Annotated in this window: 18 protein-coding genes; 12 read left to right on the top strand and 6 right to left on the bottom strand. The window is 60.8% G+C overall.

Features of this window, described 5'->3' with window-relative positions:
- Positions 1-120: 120 nt before the first annotated feature.
- The gene (holA, locus tag VUN82_15070) at positions 121-1,137 is read left to right on the top strand and encodes a DNA polymerase III subunit delta (GenBank protein XAS70438.1); all 1,017 of its coding nucleotides are present in this window, start codon (positions 121-123) and stop codon (positions 1,135-1,137) included.
- Between the two features lie 81 nt (positions 1,138-1,218).
- Here holA and rpsT read toward each other — a convergent pair whose 3' ends face one another.
- Together rpsT and VUN82_15060 are read right to left on the bottom strand one after the other, a co-directional pair.
- The gene (gene rpsT, locus VUN82_15065) at positions 1,219-1,479 is read right to left on the bottom strand and encodes a 30S ribosomal protein S20 (protein XAS70437.1); all 261 of its coding nucleotides are present in this window, start codon (positions 1,477-1,479) and stop codon (positions 1,219-1,221) included.
- 167 nt (positions 1,480-1,646) lie between these two features.
- Entirely contained in the window at positions 1,647-2,186 is a 540-nt protein-coding gene (locus VUN82_15060) for a type II toxin-antitoxin system PemK/MazF family toxin (GenBank protein ID XAS70436.1), read from the bottom strand.
- A 204-nt stretch (positions 2,187-2,390) separates the two neighbouring features.
- On the opposite strand from VUN82_15060, the gene lepA reads away from it, so the two are divergent.
- Together lepA and hemW are read left to right on the top strand one after the other, a co-directional pair.
- Complete coding sequence (gene lepA, locus VUN82_15055; protein ID XAS70435.1) at positions 2,391-4,244, top strand: translation elongation factor 4; 1,854 nt, start codon at positions 2,391-2,393, stop codon at positions 4,242-4,244.
- Entirely contained in the window at positions 4,245-5,474 is a 1,230-nt protein-coding gene (gene hemW / locus VUN82_15050; protein ID XAS70434.1) for a radical SAM family heme chaperone HemW, read from the top strand.
- Positions 5,475-5,504: 30 nt separating this feature from the next.
- Here hemW and VUN82_15045 read toward each other — a convergent pair whose 3' ends face one another.
- Both VUN82_15045 and VUN82_15040 read right to left on the bottom strand, forming a co-directional pair.
- Complete coding sequence (locus VUN82_15045; GenBank protein ID XAS70433.1) at positions 5,505-5,918, bottom strand: DUF4870 domain-containing protein; 414 nt, start codon at positions 5,916-5,918, stop codon at positions 5,505-5,507.
- Positions 5,919-6,053: 135 nt separating this feature from the next.
- Positions 6,054-6,905, bottom strand: coding sequence for a DUF3097 domain-containing protein (locus VUN82_15040; GenBank protein XAS74692.1), 852 nt, complete (start codon positions 6,903-6,905; stop codon positions 6,054-6,056).
- A gap of 174 nt (positions 6,906-7,079) precedes the next feature.
- Here VUN82_15040 and hrcA point away from each other — a divergent pair, with 174 nt between their 5' ends.
- From hrcA to VUN82_15025, 3 genes are read left to right on the top strand one after another with little or no spacing between them, the layout of a single operon-like run.
- On the top strand, positions 7,080-8,087 hold the full coding sequence (hrcA, locus tag VUN82_15035) for a heat-inducible transcriptional repressor HrcA (protein ID XAS70432.1): 1,008 nt from the start codon (positions 7,080-7,082) through the stop codon (positions 8,085-8,087).
- Between the two features lie 58 nt (positions 8,088-8,145).
- Positions 8,146-9,273, top strand: coding sequence for a molecular chaperone DnaJ (gene dnaJ, locus VUN82_15030; protein ID XAS70431.1), 1,128 nt, complete (start codon positions 8,146-8,148; stop codon positions 9,271-9,273).
- A 2-nt stretch (positions 9,274-9,275) separates the two neighbouring features.
- On the top strand, positions 9,276-10,049 hold the full coding sequence (locus VUN82_15025) for a 16S rRNA (uracil(1498)-N(3))-methyltransferase (protein XAS70430.1): 774 nt from the start codon (positions 9,276-9,278) through the stop codon (positions 10,047-10,049).
- 46 nt (positions 10,050-10,095) lie between these two features.
- On the opposite strand, the gene VUN82_15020 is transcribed toward VUN82_15025, so the two are convergent.
- Entirely contained in the window at positions 10,096-10,968 is an 873-nt protein-coding gene (locus VUN82_15020; GenBank protein ID XAS70429.1) for a GerMN domain-containing protein, read from the bottom strand.
- A gap of 432 nt (positions 10,969-11,400) precedes the next feature.
- Here VUN82_15020 and VUN82_15015 point away from each other — a divergent pair, with 432 nt between their 5' ends.
- The 5 genes from VUN82_15015 to VUN82_14995 all read left to right on the top strand — a co-directional run bounded on the left by VUN82_15015 (position 11,401) and on the right by VUN82_14995 (position 16,905).
- Positions 11,401-12,486 (top strand): PhoH family protein, encoded by a 1,086-nt coding sequence (locus VUN82_15015; GenBank protein ID XAS70428.1) that lies wholly within the window; start codon positions 11,401-11,403, stop codon positions 12,484-12,486.
- Positions 12,483-12,956 (top strand): rRNA maturation RNase YbeY, encoded by a 474-nt coding sequence (gene ybeY / locus VUN82_15010; protein ID XAS70427.1) that lies wholly within the window; start codon positions 12,483-12,485, stop codon positions 12,954-12,956. Before VUN82_15015 ends, ybeY begins: the two co-directional genes overlap by 4 nt.
- Positions 12,953-14,284 (top strand): hemolysin family protein, encoded by a 1,332-nt coding sequence (locus VUN82_15005; protein ID XAS70426.1) that lies wholly within the window; start codon positions 12,953-12,955, stop codon positions 14,282-14,284. The genes ybeY and VUN82_15005 overlap by 4 nt, the downstream gene beginning before the upstream one ends.
- Complete coding sequence (gene era / locus VUN82_15000) at positions 14,268-15,230, top strand: GTPase Era (protein ID XAS70425.1); 963 nt, start codon at positions 14,268-14,270, stop codon at positions 15,228-15,230. Before VUN82_15005 ends, era begins: the two co-directional genes overlap by 17 nt.
- 103 nt (positions 15,231-15,333) lie before the next feature.
- Positions 15,334-16,905: an LCP family protein gene (locus VUN82_14995; GenBank protein ID XAS70424.1), complete on the top strand. Its 1,572-nt coding sequence runs from the start codon at positions 15,334-15,336 to the stop codon at positions 16,903-16,905.
- 96 nt (positions 16,906-17,001) lie between these two features.
- Here the strand turns inward: VUN82_14995 and VUN82_14990 are convergent, their stop codons facing one another.
- Entirely contained in the window at positions 17,002-18,954 is a 1,953-nt protein-coding gene (locus VUN82_14990; GenBank protein ID XAS70423.1) for a M13-type metalloendopeptidase, read from the bottom strand.
- A 251-nt stretch (positions 18,955-19,205) separates the two neighbouring features.
- Between VUN82_14990 and leuA the strand changes: the two genes are divergently transcribed.
- A complete protein-coding gene (leuA, locus tag VUN82_14985) occupies positions 19,206-20,945 on the top strand; it encodes a 2-isopropylmalate synthase (protein XAS70422.1) in 1,740 nt (579 codons plus the stop codon).
- The last annotated feature ends 57 nt before the right edge of the window (positions 20,946-21,002 follow it).

Here is a 21,002-nt window from a genome sequence, read left to right as displayed (position 1 = left end):
TCCACACAGCAGCCAGGTGTTCGATGTTGGGAAGAGTCCGACCGCAACAGCAGTGGCACCACGGCCGCGAAGGCATGGCAGACTTGAAGTCTGCAAAAAATCCGCCGGAAGGAACCATCTGTGGCTGCTGCCCAAAACACCCGGGCCAAGAGCGTCGCTGCGAACAACGTCAGCTGGCGGGACGCGACCCCGGCCGCCGTGGTGCTGATCACGGGCCCGGAGGAGTACATCGGTATTCGGGCCATGGAGCGCATCAGGTCCCAAGTGCGGACGGCAACTCCGGATGTTGAACTCAGCAGGCTGAACGCTGGCTCCTACGAGGCCGGGTCATTGGCGATGACCGTGACCCCGTCTCTGTTCGGCGAGGGAAAGCTCATTGAAGTTGAGGGCCTGGAAGCCATGAATGATGCGTTCCTGGCCGACTCTTTGTCGTACTTGGCCCGTCCCGAACAGGATGTGGTTCTGGTGCTGCGCCATGCCGGTGGTGTTCGCGGGAAGAAACTGCTTGACGCAGTGAAATCGGCTGGATGGCCTGTGATCGATTGCCAGCCTCTTAAGAAGGACGCGGACAAAACTGCGTTTGTTGTCTCGGAGTTCAAAGCCGCTGGTCGCCGGATTGATGGCGAAGCTGTCCAGGCCCTGGTCAATGCAGTGGGAGCCAATCTGTCCGAGCTCGCGGCCGCTTGCAACCAGCTAATTGCTGACGCGACGACAGCCGTGGATGCAGCAACCGTGGAACGTTACTACGGCGGACGCGTCGAGGCCACGGCATTCAAGGTGGCCGATGCCGCGATGGCGGGCAACGGGCCAGTGGCTTTGTCCACCTTGCGACATGCCCTGTCTACCGGGGTTGATCCTGTTCCCTTGGTGGCTGCGCTTGCGGCAAAGCTGCGCACGTTGGCCAAGGTTGCCGGAGCCCAAGGATCGTCGGCCCACATCGCGAAAAGCCTGGGTATGCAGCCTTGGCTCGTCGAGCAGGCCCAGCGGGACGTCCGTCGTTGGACCCCGGAGGGCCTCATTCGCTCTATACAGGTTGTCGCCGAGGCCGACGCCCAAGTCAAAGGCCTGTCCCGCGATCCTGTGTATGCCGTGGAACACGCGGTAACCGTTATCGCTACCTCCGCGCGGCGGGGTTAAATCCAGCGACGGGGTTAAACCCAAAAGGCCGGCACCCGTGGGCGCCGGCCTTTTGATCAGCTCAGTCGAACTGGAAAAACCTTAGAGTGCGTTGACCTTCTTGGAGATCGCCGACTTGCGGTTTGCAGCGTTGTTCTTGTGAATAACGCCCTTGCTGACAGCCTTGTCCAGCTTCCGGCTGGCAGCAACAAGTGCAGTTGCAGCAGCATCCTTGTCAGCAGACTCAACGGCGTTGGCAACGACGCGGATGGCCGTCTTCAGCTCGGACTTGACGGCGTTGTTACGCAGGCGAGCCTTCTCGTTGGTGAGGATGCGCTTCTTCTGGGACTTGATATTAGCCACGTATGAACTCTCTTTTTAATGCGGAAATGGTCTAGAGGGTTTTCAGGTTGGCCATCGACTGAGCGGCGTGGGGATGCCTATGGCAGCCAACCATGAGTGGCCGTCGACCTGCACGGGCACACAGCTATAAAGGATAGCAGAAAGCCGGGCCCAGTGTGGAACAGTGATTAGCTCCAGCCGTGACGATCCCTCAGGGCGCGGGAAACCTCAAGGAACGCTGGCTTGCCGAGGACTGCACCTTCCCGTCGGATCGCCTGGGAGCTCACCCGGATCACGCGGTCCAGTTTGACTTCACTCGGGCGCCCTTGACGGTCCCATTGCCCCACCCCAACATCAACGTAATCCCCTACCCGCCTGCCGTTGTCGTGGTCCTTGGATGTCAGCATGAGGCCCAGGAGCCATTCGCCATCCCTGCCAACCAACAGCACCGGGCGGTCCTTGCCCTGCGAGAAGTCCTCTTCAAAGGGAACCCAGGTCCACACAATTTCACCGGGATCAGGCCGACCATCCGGCTTGGGGGAGTAGTGCAGTTTCGTCACGCCGGTGAAGTCGCCGGGGTAGGCGCCCGGTTGTTGCCCGACGGCGGGTTGCCGGGTTCGCTGCCGAGGGGAACCAGCGGGAGCGTTCTTCCTACCAGTACTGCTGCCGCCTAGCGCCTTGAGGGATCGAAGGATGAGTTTGCCCAAAGGGCGCAAGTCCAAAGCCATGCCGACAACGCTACCGCGATGGTTTGCCAAGCAAGGGTGCGCAGCGTTTCAATCGAGTCCTCCCGGAATGTACTGCTCCGTCAGGGAATGTACGGTGAACCGCTGGTTCGTGGGAGACTAGAGGATCAGATGCGCGGCGTGTCCCGGCTGGCCTTTGCCCAGCCGGTGGATTTGCCGTGTGAGTGTCGACAGTAAGGATCCTGCGTGTCTCCCATGGCCCGCACCGCACCGGTGCCCGCCGCAACAGATCCGGCCATCATCCGGAACTTCTGCATCATTGCCCACATCGACCACGGTAAGTCCACCTTGGCCGACCGCATGCTGCAGTACACCGGCGTCGTTCAACAGCGCGACATGAAGGCCCAGTATCTGGACCGTATGGATATCGAACGTGAGCGCGGCATCACCATCAAGTCCCAGGCAGTGCGTATGCCGTGGGAACTCGATGGCACCAGTTACGCCCTGAACATGATCGATACTCCTGGCCACGTCGACTTCACCTACGAGGTTTCGCGTTCCCTGGCAGCTTGTGAAGGCGCTGTGCTGCTGGTTGACGCAGCACAGGGGATCGAAGCCCAGACGCTTGCCAACCTCTACCTGGCGATGGAGAACAACCTCACCATCATCCCGGTGCTGAACAAGATCGACCTCCCGGCAGCCCAGCCTGAGAAGTATGCGGCGGAACTGGCCAACCTTATTGGCGGAGACCCGGAAGATGTCCTCAAGGTTTCAGGCAAGACCGGAGTAGGCGTGGAAGCGTTGCTGGACAAAATTGTCCGTGACCTCCCGGCTCCCGTGGGCGATGCCAATGCTCCTGCCCGCGCCATGATCTTCGACTCCGTCTATGACACCTACCGCGGCGTGGTCACTTACGTTCGCGTTGTGGACGGCATGCTGCACCCGCGTGAGCGGATCCAGATGATGTCCACGCGCGCCACTCACGAACTCCTGGAAATCGGCGTCAGCTCCCCGGAGCCCACACCTTCCAAGGGCTTGGGTGTGGGCGAGGTCGGCTACTTGATCACCGGTGTTAAGGACGTCCGCCAATCCAAGGTTGGCGATACCGTTACCAACCTCGCCAAGCCGGCGTCGGAGTCGCTCAGCGGCTACGCCGATGCCAAGCCCATGGTTTTCTCGGGTCTGTACCCGCTTGATGGAACTGACTATCCCGTGCTCCGTGATGCCCTCGAGAAGCTGATGCTTAACGACGCCGCTCTGGTCTATGAGCCCGAGACGTCCGCCGCATTGGGCTTTGGCTTCCGTGTTGGTTTCCTGGGTCTGCTCCACCTCGAAATCACCCGTGAGCGTCTTGAGCGCGAGTACAACCTCGATCTCATCTCCACAGCTCCCAACGTGGAATACGAGGTAACGCTGGAGGACAAGAAGGTGATCCACGTGACCAACCCCAGCGAATATCCCACAGGCAAGATCTCCGAGGTCCGAGAGCCTATGGTCTCAGCCACCATCCTGGCACCGAACGAGTTTGTTGGCGCCATCATGGAGCTGTGCCAGAGCCGCCGCGGCGTTATGGGTGGTATGGACTACCTCTCTGAGGACCGTGTGGAAATCAGGTACCGCCTGCCCTTGGCGGAAATCGTGTTCGACTTCTTCGACATCCTCAAATCCAAGACGCGCGGTTATGGTTCGCTGGACTGGAAGGCCGACGGCGAACAGGTTGCCGACCTCGTTAAGGTGGACATAATGCTCCAGGGCGAGCAGGTGGATGCTTTCAGTGCCATCACCCACCGTGACAAGGCCTACGCCTACGGTGTCATGATGACCGGCAAGCTGCGCGAACTCATCCCGCGTCAGCAATTCGAGGTGCCCATCCAGGCCGCCATCGGATCTCGCATTATTGCCCGCGAAAGCATTCGGGCCATCCGCAAGGACGTTCTTGCCAAGTGCTACGGCGGTGACATCACCCGTAAGCGCAAGCTGCTCGAGAAGCAGAAGGAAGGCAAGAAGCGCATGAAGATGGTGGGCCGCGTTGAAGTGCCTCAGGAAGCTTTCATCGCTGCGCTGACCACCGACGAGTCCAAGGACAAGGCAAAGAAGTAAATGCCCAGCGTCCTCCCTTTGGGCGACCCTGCACCTGCGGACGGTTTGTTGCCTCCGCAGGTGCTGACCGGCGTCCAGCACCGCAGGTTCGGCCTGTACGTGCACATCCCCTTCTGCGCGGTGAGGTGCGGTTATTGCGACTTCAACACCTACACGGCCACGGAGCTGGGTGGTGGGGCGTCGCAGGATGCTTACGCAGGCACGGCTGTCACTGAACTGGACTTTGCAGCCACAGCCATGGATGCCTCCGGTCTGCCGAAGCGCCCACTGAGCACTGTATTTTTCGGTGGGGGGACGCCCACGTTGCTCCCTGCCGAGGACTTGGCTCGTATCCTTCGTGCCGCCGTCGTGCAGTGGGGACTTGAACCGGGCGCTGAGGTGACCACCGAAGCCAACCCCGACTCCGTAACGCCCGAGTCGCTCCAGGTGCTGGCGGATGCCGGCTTTACGCGCGTCTCTTTCGGCATGCAGTCCGCGGTACCGCACGTCCTCAAAGTGCTGGACCGGACCCATACCCCGAGCCGCGTTCCGCTGGTGGTCCAGTGGGCGCGCGAGGCGGGCCTGGCCGTTAGCCTTGACCTCATCTACGGCACGCCGGGAGAGTCGATGGCGGACTGGCAACTGTCCCTCGAGACCGCCCTGTCCTACGAACCCGATCACATCAGCGCCTACGCTTTGATCGTGGAGGACGGCACAAAGCTGGCAGCCCAAATCCGTCGTGGCGAAGTTCCCGGAATTGACGACGACGATCACGCCGCCAAATATGAACTCGCCGACAAATTGATCTCGGAAGCCGGCTTGACGTGGTACGAAGTCAGCAACTGGTCCAAGACGCCTGAACAGGCCTGCCGTCACAACCTTGCCTATTGGCGGGGCGATGACTGGTGGGGGATCGGTCCCGGGGCTCACTCGCACGTGGGCGGTGTCCGCTGGTGGAACGTCAAGCACCCCACCGCTTACGCCAACCGGCTGGCTGCAGGAGACTCGCCGGCAGCTGGTAGGGAAACCCTTGACGCCGAAACCCGGGAAGTCGAGCGCATCATGCTTGAGGCCCGGCTCGGTACAGGTCTGTCCGTTGATGCGCTGGACAAAGTTGGCCGCCATGCGATGGCAGGACTGATCGCTGAAGAACTCGTGGATCCGGGTGCGGCCTTCAAGGGGCGCCTGGTTCTTACCCTTAAGGGCCGGCTCCTGGCCGACGCCGTGGTGCGCAGGATTCTGCCGGACTAATCGTCGGCAGAATCCGATGGAAGCCTTGGACTACTTAATCCAGCGCAGGTTGAGCTTGTAGCGGTGGGGCTGTCCGTGATTGACGCGGATACCAGCCGAGACCGAGAAGCACGTCAGGGCTACCCAGATGCCCGTGGCGATGACTGCAAAGATATTGCCCACGACGGGAAGCAGAACCAGGATATTTGCCAGGACTGCCGCGATGGTCGGAGGAAGCGTGAAGTTCAGTGCTTCCTTGGATTCCTGCGCCGTAAATGGCCCGCGATCACGGAAGATGAGATAGATCAACAGGGACGGCAGGCATCCCAGAATTCCCCCGAAGTGCGCAAGGGTGGCCCACTGCCGGTCTTCGCTTGCCGTCAGTGGGAGTGCATTTGCTGGCGCGCCATGGTACTGGGGCTGGCCTGCGGCGCTGCCCGGTTCTTCAGGGGCGTTCTCTGCCACGGTGTCTTCCCTTTGCTGTAAAGATGCTGCAGTGTTGCTGTCCCAGAATACTGGGTTCCGGGTCATCCCGGGACCAACGCCCCGTTACGTCCCTGCGAAAAGTGCATTGAGGAAACGTAATTCAGGACAAGACGGTCAGGCAGTGGTGAGGAAATCGATGACTTCCTCCACCCTTCCCAGCAGCGACGCTTCCAAGTCGGCGTAGCTGCGTACCGCACCAAGCAGGCGCTGCCAGCCGAGTCCAATGTCTTCGGCGGTTTCGTGCGGCCAGCCGAACGCGGTCAGTATCCCGGTCTTCCAGTCAGTGCCTCGTGGAACTTCCGGCCACCGCTCAATACCCAGCACTTTTGGCCGGATGGCTTGCCAGACGTCTATATATGGATGGCCGACGATCAGGACGTTTCCGGCGGCTCCGGGCACCGTCATGGCTTCTGCGGCGATGCGTGATTCCTTTGAGCCTGCCACGAGGTGGTCTACCAGGATCCCGAGCCTGCGCCCTGGCCCGGGCGAGAATGCGGCGATAGCTGACTTGAGGTCGTCCACGCCGTGGAGTGGCTCTACGACGATGCCCTCAATGCGGAGGTCGTCGCCCCAGACTTTCTCCACCAGTTCGGCGTCGTGCTTGCCTTCCACCCAAATACGGCTCGCCTTGGCCACCTGTGCACGATGGCCCAGGACCCTTACGGACCCGGATGCCGTTCGACCCGACTGCACAGGCGAACCAGGAGCCTTTGCCGCCGGAGGCATGAGACGGATGGCCTGCCCTTCAAGCAGGAAACCGAACCCGAGTTGGAACGACTTGGTTTTGCCACGCCTGTCCTCAAGGGAGACGATGTGCATTCCCCCCGATTTCTCCACCCGTGTGACTTCGCCCACCCAGCCGGACTGGACGTCTTCAAGGACCATCCCGCGCTGGACGGCTACCTCGGGGAGTTGGCGTTTGGCAGGAGCGGACAGATCCTGCGGGCCCCACGTATCGAAAGCCAAGGACTTCATACCCCTCTGTGCTGGTTGTGCTGGGAATAACTCCCGCGGGCGGTTTCAATGCTAGCAACGTGCTGGCTCATACTAGACTTGTTAGCACTTGGGCATGTTGAGTGCTAAGTGAGTGCTGTTTATCCGTCCCGATAAAGGCCCGGACAGTCGTCAGGAGGTGTTGCAATGAGTGAGCCACGCAAGCTTGAAGTGCTGCGCGCAATCGTTGAGGATTATGTGCATTCCCGTGAGCCTGTTGGATCCAAGGCACTTGTGGAGCGGCACCATCTGGGCGTTTCCAGCGCCACCATCCGGAACGATATGGCTGTGCTGGAAGAAGAAGGCCTCATCGCAGCGCCGCATACCAGCGCAGGCCGCATCCCCACGGACAAGGGCTATCGGCTGTTCGTGGACCGCATCTCGCAGGTCAAACCGTTGTCCGCCGCGGAGCGTCGAGCCATCCACTCGCTCCTTGAAGGGCCGGACGACCTCGATGACATCCTTGAGCGCACGGTCAGGCTACTGTCGCAACTGACCAACCAGGTCGCCGTCGTTCAGTACCCGCACTCCAACCGTGCCCTGGTCCGTCACGTTGAATTTGTCCTCCTGGCGCCAAAGCAGGTGCTCGTGGTGCTCATCGCAGATACAGGAAGCGTTGGCCAGAAGGTCATCGAGGCTGGCTCCGATGTAAGCAACGAGGCGTTGATGGCCCTGCGCTCCCGGTTCCTGGGAAGCATCGCGGGAACCCAGCTGGCACTGCTGCCGCAGGTGTTGCCTTCCGTAGTGGCGCTGTGCCCGCCGGAGCTTCGGGGACTCGCGCAGCATCTTGCCCAAGGTCTCCAAGCCCTCAGCGACACCAGCCGTGAAGAGCGCATCGTCATGGCCGGAACAGCCAACCTTGCCCGCTCCAATGTCGATTTCCCGTTGAGCATTGGGCCAGTGCTGGAAGCTCTTGAGGAACAAGTTGTCATGCTTCGGTTGTTGTCCGATATGGGGGATGATCCCCGCGGCGTGACAGTGAGCATCGGGCGCGAGAATCCTTACGACGGCCTGGCCGAGGCCTCGGTCGTGGCAACGGGGTACGGCTCCGGTGCCAAGGTGGGAATCCTCGGACCAACCCGGATGGACTATCCCACCACCATGGCTGCCGTGCGCGCCGTGGCCCGTTACCTTTCCCGCATTCTCGGCGGCTGACGCAAGCCCCGAGGTAAGAATCGCCGTGTAACCGTATAACAAGGAAGAGATACAGACTTTGAGCAGCCACTATGACGTTTTGGGAGTCTCGCCGGAAGCCACCGGGGAAGAGATCAAAAAGGCGTACCGCAAGTTGGCGCGAAAGCTTCACCCGGACGTCAACCCGGGGGAGGATGTCGCGGAGCAGTTCAAGGCCGTGACGCATGCTTACGAAGTGCTGTCCGACCCCCAAAAGCGCCGCGTCTACGATGCCACCGGTAACGAGAATGGCACCGACAACGGCTTTGGTGGCGGCTACTCCGGCCAGGGTTTCGCGTTCCAGGACATCTTCGATACCTTCTTCGGCGGTGGCGGCGGGCACGCTGGTCCGGCCTCCCGTGTGCGCCGGGGCCAGGACGCACTGATCAGTGTCCGCATCGACCTCAAGGACGCCGTGTTTGGTGTCAACAAGAAGCTCGAAGTTGATACGGCTGTCGTCTGCCCCACCTGCGATGGCAGCTGCTGCCGGCCGGGCACACACCCGGAGCGCTGTGACATCTGTGGCGGCAGCGGCCAAGTCCAGCGGGCCGTTCGATCCATCCTGGGCCAAGTCATGACCACGGCGCCGTGTGGTTCCTGTGAGGGCTTCGGTACGGTCATCAAGGATCCCTGCAACGAGTGCAACGGGCAGGGCCGTATCCGCAGCCGGCGTTCCCTCACCATCAAGGTTCCTGCCGGTGTTGCGACAGGTACGCGCATCCAACTCTCCGGACAGGGCGAAGCAGGACCAGCTGGCGGACCTGCGGGCGACCTCTACGTAGAGATCCGCGTCAACAATGACTCCACGTATATCCGCGAAGGCGACGACCTGCACGCAACACTGAGCGTTCCGATGACAGCCGCCGCCTTGGGCACGGAACTGAGCCTGGAAACTTTCGACGGGCCCCAGGAGATTGATGTCAAGGCCGGCACCCAGTCCGGCGAGGTCATCACGCTTCGCGGGTTGGGCGTTACCCACCTCAGGGGCTATGGCCGAGGCGATCTCAAGGTGCACCTGCACGTTGAGACACCGGTCAAGCTGGATCCGGCACAGGAAGAGCTCCTGCAGCAGCTTGCCAAGTTGCGCGGCGAGCAGTTCAGCGAAGGAAAACTCGTGGCCAGCGGCGGCATGTTCGCCAAGCTGCGGGACAAGCTCGGTAACCTGTAGCGGTGAGCAACCCCGTTTTCTTCACGCCCGCCGGGAGCCTGGACGGAGTTGAGCCGGGCGCTGTGTTCGTCATCGACGGTGCAGAAGCCCGGCATGCCGTTACCGTGAAGAGGCTCACTGTCGGTGAGTCCGTGGACATCGCCGATGGCGCAGGAGCCCGCCTGACAGGCACGGTTGCAGAAGTTGGCCCTGGAAGTTTGTCCGTCACGGCATCCGAGGTAGTTTTCGAAGATCAGCCGGACGTGCGTTTGGTGCTGGTCCAAGCGTTGGCCAAGGGTGACCGTGACGAGTTGGCCATTGAAACTGCCACCGAACTGGGCATAGACGCCGTAATCCCCTGGCAGGCTGAGCGATCCATCGTCCGCTGGAAGGGGGATCGCGCTGCCAAGGCCCACGCGAAGTGGCAGTCTGTAGTCACTGCCGCGGCGAAGCAGGCCCGGCGGGCGTGGATACCGGAGGTGCGTCCTATCCTGGATTCCGCGGCTTTGGCAAAGGCTGTTGCCGCCGCGGACCTGGCTGTAATCCTTCACGAGGACGCCAAGAACCCCTTGCGGACCGTCCTGGAAGCGCCCATCGTGGCTGAGGCCGGCGGCCTGGATTCACCACGTGAAGTCCTCTTGATCGTGGGGCCGGAAGGCGGCATCTCGCCACGCGAGGTAACCCGCCTCAGCGACGCCGGGGCGGTCACGGCGCTCTTGGGCCACCACGTCCTGAGGTCTTCGACGGCGGGACCCGCCGCCGTCGTACTCGCCTCCGACGTCTTGGGCCGCTGGTAGGCTGTGTCGCCTTCCAGGCAACGCCAGCTAAGGCGCGACGCCGGCTCTAGCCGACGCTGAAAAGCCGCGTATCGGTGGTGGATGTGTCTGCTTGCCCGGAGTCCTGAACCTGGGACACGCGCAATTCGTATTTCCCTGGTTTCAGGGTCGCATTGAAGGAGAAGACGCCGAATTGTCCCGGCTCTCCTGTGGCTTTTGTCTGGCCGGTCAGGAGGCTGGCCTTTTCGCCATTGCCGTTGTCCCGGAGGATCTGCCAGCTGACCGGCTTGGAGCTGTCAGTGCTGCGGCCATTGAACTTGACCACGCCGGCCGGGAGCGAGGTGTCCTCCTGCGGGTCGATGATCCATAGTGGCGCCACCAAGGAAGCGTCCCTGGCCATTGGTTGTCCGAGCCGTACCTGGCCGAAGGCCATGAAATCAGTGTGACCGTCGACCAGGATGACCACTTGGATTTGCTGCCCGGAGTTGATCAGGCCTGACGACGAGGCTGCTGCCGTGGCAGTGTAGACCAGCTGCTGTACAGCCCGTTGCGCCATGCCGGCATCAAGGTTGGAGTTGAAGGCATCCCGGGAAATATCAACGGTGATCACGTTCTTGCCCGAGATGGATGTTGCCAGGCTGCCGGGGTCCTGCCACGGGGTGAAGAAGTCGTGGTCCAACGGCTTTTCGGCCATCATAATGCGCAGCGCAGTGGTGACGGGGTTTCCATCGCCGGAGATGTCTCTGAATTCGCGGTAGAGGTAGACATCTTCCTTGCTCCGCCCAATCCAGTAGACCGGGATCTTAGTGGACGCCTGGGTGGTCTCCAGGGGAGCGTTGCTGGCCGGAGCTTCCTGGACGCTGACTGGCGGCGCACTGGACGTAGTTTGAGTGGGTCCGCCGTTGGCGATACAGCCGGTCAGCAAAAGGACAGCAAGCATCGCAGGCGCTGCGACGGCGGACTTTTTCCGCTTTCGCCCGCCGGGCTGATGGCTTACTGACTGCGCGATGGGGGTTCCTTGCCTTGGTAGCCGGTGGTTGTCGCCGGCCCGTCGAACGCGCGTAGTTTGACTACCCGCTCTGCCAGCTTGGCATATCGTCGACGGCGGCTGGCCGGGTTTGCGGGCACTGGCGGCAACTGAAACAGGATTGATACCCGCTTGATGCCGAGTTGAGACAAAATGTCGCAGTCGACGGACGCCCCGCGGGGAGGATACGGCAGAGGGTGCGCGGGCGAACGCCCGAGGTCTGCCGGGCTGGCGTAGGATTGAAGGCATTCCGGCATATGGCCTGGCGGTTGAGCCAGTCCCGTTGTCGAAACGATGGACCAACTGTTATCCGACCGGAGGAGAAGAGGCCGTACGGCCACCACTATGAGTGAATCCCTGAATGGGCGGCTGCGGACCGGAAACGGGAACCCAGCCACCACCGAGTTCCCGCACACCTTACCGGGCACGCGCACGGAAATCGTCACGTTCGACAACTCCGATCAGATGGTTCACTCATTGGGCAGCCATGACGAAGCCTTGCGCTACATCGAGGAGCAGTTCCCGGACGTCAACTTCCACGTTCGCGGCAATGAATTGTCCATGTCCGGTCCGTCCACGGTCATCCCGCGCATCATGCGTCTCCTTGAAGAGGTCCGCGGACTGGTAGCCAGGGGAACGGTCGTTACCCCTGATGTCCTGCAGCAGCTCGTTTCCCTCCTCAGGACACAGTCGGTCCAGAATCCCGTGGATGTCCTTACCCACAACATTCTTTCAAGCCGCGGCAAAACCATCCGGCCCAAGACCTTGAATCAGAAGAACTATGTGGATGCCATAGATGCCAACACAGTGATCTTCGGTATTGGCCCGGCAGGTACTGGCAAAACATACCTCGCCATGGCCAAGGCCGTGCAGGCCCTCCAACTCAAGGAAGTAAGCCGGATCATCCTGACCCGGCCCGCTGTTGAGGCAGGGGAGCGGCTGGGCTTCCTGCCGGGAACGCTGAGCGACAAGATCGATCCCTACCTGCGGCCGCTTTACGATGCCTTGCACGACATGATGGATCCGGAGTCCATTCCCAGGCTGATGGCTGCCGGCACCATTGAAGTCGCACCGTTGGCCTATATGCGTGGACGGACGCTCAATGACGCATTCATCATCCTGGACGAGGCCCAGAACACCACTCCTGAACAGATGAAGATGTTCCTAACCCGCCTCGGATTCGGCTCAAAGATGGTTGTCACAGGAGACGTAACGCAGATCGACCTGCCTTTTGGCTCCACCTCCGGACTGCGGATCGTACGGGAAATCCTCAGTGGGATCGAGGACGTCAATTTCTCCATCCTGGAGGCTGCGGACGTCGTCCGGCACCGTTTGGTTGCAGACATCGTTTCGGCCTACAGCAGGTGGGATGACGCGCACCGTACGGACGGGGCCGCCGGCACACATCACAAACGTGGAGAACGAAAATGAGCATTGAAATCAACAACGAATCCGGCGTGGAGGTGGACGAAGCCCAACTGGTGACGTTGTCGCGGTTCATCTTCGAGCGCCTCTACATCCATCCGCAGGCTGAGCTGTCCATCCTCCTGGTGGATGAACCCGCCATGGAGAAGCTGCACATCGAGCTCATGGACGAACCAGGAGCCACGGATGTGCTCTCGGTGCCCATGGATGAGTTGACGCCGGGCACACCTGACAAGCCCACGCCGCAGGGAATGCTCGGAGACATAGCCATTTGTCCGCAGGTGGCCGAGGTGCAGGCGCGGAACGCCGGACACACCACCCAGGACGAAATGCTGTTGCTCGCCACGCACGGCATCCTCCACCTGCTTGGTTTCGACCACGCTGAACCGGAGGAAAAGGAAGAGATGTTCGGTTTGCAGCGTGAGTTGCTGTCTGAGTTCCTGGGCAAGGATGCCCCCATGGAGACCATGCAGTGACCTCGCTCATCCTGGTCGGCATGGCGCTGGTTTTCCTCAGTTTCGTCGCCTTGTTGACCGCAGCCGAGGCTGCGTTCAATTTCCTGCCCCGGCACGAAGCTGAACAATCGGTAGTCCGCAGCAAGGGCAAAGCCTTGGGGAGCATCCTCAAGAAGCCGGTCGCTCATATGCGTGCCCTGCGGTTCTGGCGCGTGTGGTTCGAGATGGCGGCAGCGGTCGCTGTCGCTGTCGTCATGCACAGTTTTCTGGACAACGTGTGGCTTGCCGGATTGGCGGCAACCGGCATCATGGCTGTCATCGGATTCGTTTTGGTTGGCGTCTCGCCCCGGCAGCTGGGACGCGCGCATTCGGGCCCCATCGTCCGCTTTACCGCCCCGCTGATCAGGTTCCTCTGCTGGATCCTCGGACCGATTCCCGGCTGGCTTGTCGCGTTGGGGAGCGCAGTCGCGCCCGGCGCCCCCGGCGGTGATGACGCATTTGTCAGCGAGGAAGAATTCCGCGAGTTCGTGGACCGGGCGGCGGAATCGGACATGATCGAAGACAACGAGGCAGAGCTCATCCACTCGGTCTTTGACTTCGGCGATACTTTGGTTCGCTCGGTCATGGTTCCGCGCACGGACATCGTCAGCATCGGGACGGGTTCGGACCTTGAAGCGGCCATGGCACTCTTCCTCCGCTCCGGCTATTCCCGGATACCGGTCATTGGCGAGAACACGGATCAGATCCGCGGCATTCTCTACCTCAAGGACGTTGCCGCGGCGATGCATCGCGGCGAACCCGGACTGCAACCGCACGACGTCGATTCTCTCGCCCGGGACGTTCGGTACGTCCCGGAATCCAAGCCCGTGAGCGACCTCTTGAAGGAACTGCAGAAGGAATCCACCCACGTGGCCATCGTCATCGATGAGTACGGCGGCACCGCCGGCCTGGTGACCTTGGAGGATCTCATCGAAGAAATCGTGGGAGAGATCGTTGACGAGTACGATTCCGCCGCCGAAGAAGCGGTGGACCTGGGCGACGGAACCTACCGTGTCAGTGCCCGCATGAGCATCGATGACCTCGGGGAACTGTTCGATATCGACCTCGACGACGACGAAGTGGACACCGTTGGCGGCCTCCTTGCCAAGGCTCTCGGCCAGGTTCCGATCGTCGGGAGCTCCGTTGAAGTGAACGGTGTGTCGCTAAAGGCAGATAGGCTTGAGGGTCGCCGAAACCGGGTCAGCCACATCATTGCGGCAGCCATGCCAAAGGAAGACACTGACTTTGAAGACCTTCTCGATGAGGCCGACACAACGCAACAGGGAGTTCCACGTGAGCAAGCAAAATAAGAAATTCGACGCCGATGACGATTTCGGTGGCTTCCACGCCGGATTCTCGGTCCTCGTTGGCCGCCCCAACGCGGGTAAGTCCACGCTGACAAATGCGTTGGTAGGGCAGAAGGTGGCCATTACATCTGCCAAGCCGCAGACTACGCGCCACACGATTCGTGGCATCGTCCATCGCGAGGACGCACAACTGATCCTGGTTGATACACCGGGCCTCCACCGGCCACGTACGCTTCTGGGAAAGCGACTCAACGACCTCGTGGCTGACACGTTGTCCGAGGTGGACGCTATCGGCTTCTGCTTGCCGGCCAACGAAAAAATCGGTCCCGGCGATAAGTACATCGCCGCGCAGCTCGCTGCCGTTGGCCGCAAGCCCATTGTTGCCCTTGTGACGAAAACTGACCTCGTGGACCGTCAGGCCCTGACCGAGCAACTGCTCGCTGTTGCCGCATTGGGCCGTGAAGTCCTCGGAGAACAAGGCTGGGCGGATATCGTTCCCGTTTCTGCCGCCGACGGTTTCCAGGTATCCACCGTTGCCGACGTACTTATCGGGCATATGCCCTCGTCGCCGCCCCTTTACCCGGATGGTGAGCTCACGGACGAGCCCGAGGCCGTCATGATTGCTGAACTCATCCGTGAAGCCGCACTCGAAGGTGTCCGGGATGAACTTCCCCACTCCCTTGCCGTCGTCGTTGAGGAAATCGTGCCCCGCGAAGGACGTACGGAGGACAACCCGTTGCTGGATGTCCGCGTCAATCTGTACGTGGAGCGGCCTTCGCAGAAAGCCATCATCATTGGTAAGGGTGGCAGCAGGCTGCGTGAGGTCGGAACCAACGCGCGTAAGGGAATCGAGACGCTCCTGGGAACAAGGATCTACCTGGATTTGCATGTCAAGGTTGCCAAAGACTGGCAGCGTGATCCCAAGCAATTGGTGAAACTCGGCTTCTGACCGGCGTCACGGCAACGGCGTGGCCCGGGCTCGATAAGGAACTTCCCAGAATCCGCCACTATGATTGCGGGGATCCACGTGTTTGAGGAAAGGTAACCGAATAGTGCGACGTCGTGACGCCCGCCCGCTGGGCCCCGGCACCGCTGCTCCTGATGCGGCGCGCCATGGGGAGGACCCCGAGGGAACTCCGCGCCACATGAACGCGCCCAAGGGCCTCCCGTTGTGGCTAAAGATTGTTACCGGCCTCGTGTCAGTGGCTCTCGTTGCCGGCGTTGCTTTTGCGGCCTTCTGGTTTATCCGTCTACAGACCAACATCACCAAGGCCCCGCTATCCGCGGCAGAATCGCGCGATAGCAATGATGCGGTAGTCAATGACAAGTCGGACCGACTGCAGATCCTTATCCTCGGGTCGGATACCCGTGATGGGAAAAACTCCCAGTATGGTAACGCGGACGATTCCACGGGCTACGGCCACTCGGATGTCATGATGCTGCTGGACATTTCTGCGGACAATAAACGTGTCAGCGTCATGAGTTTCCCACGTGACCTCCTGGTGGATGTGCCCCAGTGCACGGACCACACCAACAACCAGACGTTCCCCGCGCGGAGCGGCGTGATGATCAACGAAGCCATGGCAGAAGCTGGAATCGGCTGTGCCGTGGACACCATCAACAAGCTCACCGGCCTGGAAATAGATCACTTCATGATGGCCGACTTCAATGCGGTGAAGGAACTGTCCAAGGCTGTGGGCGGAGTGGATGTTTGTGTCAGCGATCCCGTCTTTGATCCCGACTCCCATCTTCGTTTGCCGAAGGGTAACTCCCAGGTTGAAGGCGAGCAGGCCCTGGCATTCCTGCGTACCCGGCATGCCTTTGGAGACGGTGGGGACCTCGGGCGAATCAAGGGCCAGCAGGCGTTTCTTTCATCACTGACGCGGAAGCTGAAGGCCGACGGCACGCTCGGCAATCCCCAGAGGCTCCTGCAGATCGCTGACGTCGTCACGCAAAACCTGACCGTCGATGAGGGGTTGGCGTCTGTGCCATCGCTGCTGACCATTGGTGGAAGGCTGAAGGACATTGATGTCTCCAAAGTCGCCTTTGTTGCTGTCCCCACCCAGCCAGCCGCGTTGGACCCTAACCGATTGGAGCTCGTTGAGCCCCAGGCATCACAGCTTTTTGCGGCCCTTCGCGCAGATCTGGATCTGACAAACCCCGGAGCAACGTCAAGCCCGGCTCCAACAGAGCCTGGGGCCGGTACTCCATCCACGGCGCCTACTACTGCTGCCCCTGCAGTCCCGGCCTACAACAAAGCCATCCAGCCGGTAGCAGTCGCCAACGGCAGCGGGGTTGGGACCAGGGCGCAGGAACTCCTGGCCACCTTGACCGGCAATGGATTTACACAGTCCGTTTCGTATCTGGCCAACCCAGTGGAGAAGACCGTGGTCTACTACGGTCCGGACTTCGCCGACGTTGCTACCGACGTTGCGGCGCTGTTCGGTATCCCGGCGGCACAGGTTCAGCAAGCCAAGGGAGTTTCGGGCGTGCAGCTCTACGTAGGCACGGACTTTGCGACCGGGACAGCCTATGGGGCGGCCTCTGTTCCACCTGATGTAGTCAACCAGACGGCCAAAGAAGCAGTGTGCCAACAGGTGAACCCGCTTTACATCACCCAATAACAGTCATCGCAGCGGTAATTGGCTGCAAAGGCAGGAAAAAGACGAATGGCCGGAACCCGATTCATCCACGGGGTCCGGCCATTCGTCGTAGTGGCTTTACCAGATACTGACCCGGTCCTCAGGTGCCATCCACATCCGGTCTTGATCGTTGACCTGGAAGGTTTCGTGGAAGGCGTCGAGGTTCCGGGCTATGGCATTCGTGCGGAACTCATTGGGGGAGTGTGGATCCGTAGCAAGCCTGCGGATCGCTTCCTCGGTTCGGATCACCTGACGCCAGCCGGCAGCCCAGGACATGAAGAACCGTTGCTGGCCTGTGAAACCGTCCAGGACCTCAGGCTCGGCACCATCGAGGCTGAGCAGGTAGGCCTTATACGCAATGGTGAGGCCGCCCAGGTCACCGATGTTCTCACCCAACGTCAGTTTGCCGTTGACCTTGTGGTCAGGTGCGGCATAGGGGGATAGCGCGTCGAATTGGGCAACCAACTTTGCCGTCCGGGCTTCGAAGGCCGTCCTGTCCTCTTCGGTCCACCAATTGCGGAGGGCTCCGCTTCCGTCGAATTGGGATCCCTGGTCATCGAATCCATGGCCGATTTCATGTCCGATTACAGCACCAATGCCACCGTAGTTCACTGCGTCGTCGGCTTCTGCAGTGAAGAATGGCGGCTGGAGGATGGCGGCGGGGAACACGATTTCGTTCAGCATCGGGTGATAGTAGGCGTTCACTGTCTGTGGCGTCATGAGCCATTTGTCCAAGTCCACCGGCTTGCCGATTTCATCCAGGTGGCGATCGACGTCGGCGTCGTGGGCCCGCTCTACGTTACCCAGGAGGTCATGGGGGTCGATCTCAACAGCGGAGTAGTCTATCCATTTCTCAGGAAAACCAATCTTGGGGCGGAATGCGTCCAGCTTCTTAAGGGCTTCAGCCTTTGTGTCCTCACCCATCCACTCAAGGGAAGAAATGCTGTCACGGTAGGCCTCGATCAGATTGGCCACGAGGGTCTGCATCCTGGCCTTGTGCCCCTCGGGGAAATGGCGCTCCACATAGATTTGGCCCACTGCCTCGCCAAGTGCTGCTTCGACGACGGCAACGCCGCGCTTCCAGCGCTCCTTGTTTTGCGGGGTGCCACTGAGGGTGGTCCCGTAGAAGTCGAAGTTGGTGTCCACAAACTTCGAAGAAAGGTAAGGCGCGGCTGAGCTGAGTACCCTCAGGGTCAGCCATTCCTTCCAGACGGCGAGGGGTTCCGATTCCAGAAGCGCTGCGGCGCCGGCAAAGAAGTCCGGCGTGCTGACCACGATCTCGGCGCGTTTGCCGGCATCGACACGGCCGGCCTCAAACCAGGTATCCAGCAGGGGGAACAGCTTCGCTGCTTCTTCCGCCGTTTTGAGGTTGTACGTCTTTTGGGGATCCCGAAGTGTGACGTTGTCCCAGTGGTGGGACGCGAGGGCCTTTTCCAAGGCAACGATGCGGCCAGCCGCAGCTTCCGCGTCTGCAACTCTGGCGAGGCCGAACAACTTCGCGACGTATTCACCGTAGGAGGCCACAATCGGCGCAAACTTTTCGTCGCGATAGTAGGACTCGTCCGGGAGTCCGAGGCCGCCCTGGCCGATGTACAGAAGAATCCGCTCCGGGTTTCCGGCGTCGGGTGCCGGGTAGATCGAGAACAAACCGGACACGTCGCATCGGAACAGGCGGCCCAGCAACGCCGAAAATTCCTCCACCGAACCCACTGACCGGACTTCCTCCAGTCGCTCCTGCAAGGGTTCGAGTCCCTTCGCCTCTGCCGCAGCCTCATCCATGAAGCTCGCGTAAAGGCCGCCGACCTTCTGTTCGATGCCGGAGGCTGATGCTCCCTTGTTCGCGGCTTCCTCGATGATCGCCTTGACAGCCAATTCTGCCTCGTCCCGCAAAGCGGTGAAGGTGCCTTCCAGCGGGCGGTCGTCAGGGATCGTCGTGCTGTTCAACCATGCACCGTTGACGTGCTGGTAGAGGTCGTCCTGCGGCCGGACGCTGTGATCGATGTTGGAAAGAGTGATCCCCGACTGTGGCACTGTGGCTCCTTGAATGGACGCTGCAGCCGGCGTTGCCACCGTCGCTGCGTCTGCATAGTGGACGTTGCATGAGGTGTTGCAATGTCATCATACGCACCGTGTTACTGTGAACTTGTGCGTGCGGGAATGCTTCTTCTTAGCTGCCGCGGCGAGGCCTGAAAGCTATCTGAAAGCTGGGCCACCCTCGCCGCGGAGTTTAGTTGTGCCCGGCTAAGCTTTCATTTAGATCTTAGAGAAAAGGCCAACACGACATGCGTAATGCACAAAAGCCCTCCGGTATGCCGATTCACCGCTACCTGCCGTTCCAGGACCAGATCACTGTCGAGGTTCCGGATCGTACGTGGCCGGACAAAGTCATCACCAAGGCCCCACGCTGGTGTGCAGTGGACCTGCGCGATGGCAACCAGGCGCTGATCGATCCCATGAGCCCGGCGCGCAAGCTGAAGATGTTCCAGCTGCTGGTCAACATGGGATACAAGGAGATCGAGGTTGGCTTCCCCTCCGCATCCCAGACCGACTTTGATTTCGTTCGGCAGCTGATCGAAGGCGGCCATATTCCGGACGATGTCACCATCCAGGTCCTCACCCAGGCGCGTGAACACCTCATTGAACGGACCTACGAGTCCCTGGTGGGTGCCAAGCAGGCGATCGTGCACCTGTACAACTCCACTTCTGTGCTGCAGCGCCGCGTTGTCTTCAACCAGGACGAGGACGGCATCCTCGATATTGCCCTGCAGGGTGCCCGCCTGTGCAAGAAGTATGAAGAGACGCTGACCGATACCCACATCACGTACGAGTACTCGCCGGAGTCTTTCACCGGAACCGAGCTGGAGTATGCAGCCCGGGTGTGCAATGCGATTGCAGACGTTTTTGAAGCATCAGCGGACAAGCAGGTCATTATCAACTTGCCGGCCACGGTGGAGATGGCAACTCCCAACGTCTACGCGGACTCCATTGAGTGGATGCACCGCAATCTGCATCCCCGTGACGGCATCATCATTTCACTGCACCCGCACAACGATCGCGGTACCGGCGTTGCTGCCGCGGAACTCGGCTACCTGGCTGGAGCAGACCGCATTGAGGGCTGCCTGTTTGGTAATGGGGAGCGCACCGGAAACGTTGACCTCGTCACCCTGGGCCTGAACATGTTTGTCCAGGGCGTGGACCCGATGATCGATTTCTCAGACATCGACGAGATCCGCCGCACGGTTGAGTACTGCAACCAGTTGCCGGTTCCCGAACGTTCGCCCTATGGTGGCGACCTCGTCTTCACTGCCTTTTCGGGATCGCACCAGGACGCCATTAAGAAGGGCTTCGAAGCACTCGAGAAGGATGCTGCCGCAGCAGGCGTACCCGTGGATGACTTCACTTGGCAGGTTCCCTACCTGCCTATTGATCCCAAGGACCTGGGCCGAAGCTATGAAGCTGTCATCCGGGTCAACTCGCAGTCCGGCAAGGGCGGCGTCGCCTACCTGCTGAAGAACGAGCACAATCTCGATCTGCCGCGGCGCGCCCAGATTGAATTCTCCGGCGTTATCCAGCGCCGGACAGATGCTGTTGGCGGCGAGGTCAGCGGTGCGCAGCTTTGGCAGATCTTCCAGGACGAATACCTGCCCTCCGATGAGGAACAAGCCCAGTGGGGCCGGTACTCCCTGGGCAGCGTAAGCACTGAAACGGATGAGTCCGGCGCCATGACCATGAACGCGAACCTGCGGATTGATGGCGTAGAGGTTCGCAGGACCGGCCACGGTAATGGTCCAATCGCCGCGCTGCTGGACATCCTGCACCATGACGGCGTTGATGTTCGTGTGCTCGACTACAGCGAACATGCCCTGTCAGAAGGCGGCAGCGCAAGCGCGGCTGCTTATGTTGAATGCGCGGTAGGCGAACGTGTCCTCTGGGGCGTGGGAATCGACCCCAGCACCACGACTTCTTCACTGAAAGCACTCATCTCTGCCGTAAACCGGGCAGTTCGGGACGCCCGGGCCTAACGCCTGGACCGTGTGGTGACGGGAAATACCGTCACCACACGGCTTGTGGTCCTCCTT

The organism is Micrococcaceae bacterium Sec5.1 (assembly GCA_039636795.1).
Classification (GTDB): domain Bacteria; phylum Actinomycetota; class Actinomycetes; order Actinomycetales; family Micrococcaceae; genus Arthrobacter.
This window is presented reverse-complemented; position numbering and strand designations above follow the sequence as displayed.

Excerpts from the sequence above, each read along its gene's own strand:
- VUN82_15060 (XAS70436.1), bottom strand. The coding sequence starts at position 2,186 with ATGGCTTTGGACTTGCGCCCTTTGGGCAAACTCATCCTTCGATCCCTC.
- hemW (XAS70434.1), top strand. The coding sequence starts at position 4,245 with ATGCCCAGCGTCCTCCCTTTGGGCGACCCTGCACCTGCGGACGGTTTG.
- hrcA (XAS70432.1), top strand. The coding sequence starts at position 7,080 with ATGAGTGAGCCACGCAAGCTTGAAGTGCTGCGCGCAATCGTTGAGGAT.
- VUN82_15020 (XAS70429.1), bottom strand. The coding sequence starts at position 10,968 with ATGCTTGCTGTCCTTTTGCTGACCGGCTGTATCGCCAACGGCGGACCC.
- VUN82_15015 (XAS70428.1), top strand. The coding sequence starts at position 11,401 with ATGAGTGAATCCCTGAATGGGCGGCTGCGGACCGGAAACGGGAACCCA.
- ybeY (XAS70427.1), top strand. The coding sequence starts at position 12,483 with ATGAGCATTGAAATCAACAACGAATCCGGCGTGGAGGTGGACGAAGCC.
- leuA (XAS70422.1), top strand. The coding sequence starts at position 19,206 with ATGCGTAATGCACAAAAGCCCTCCGGTATGCCGATTCACCGCTACCTG.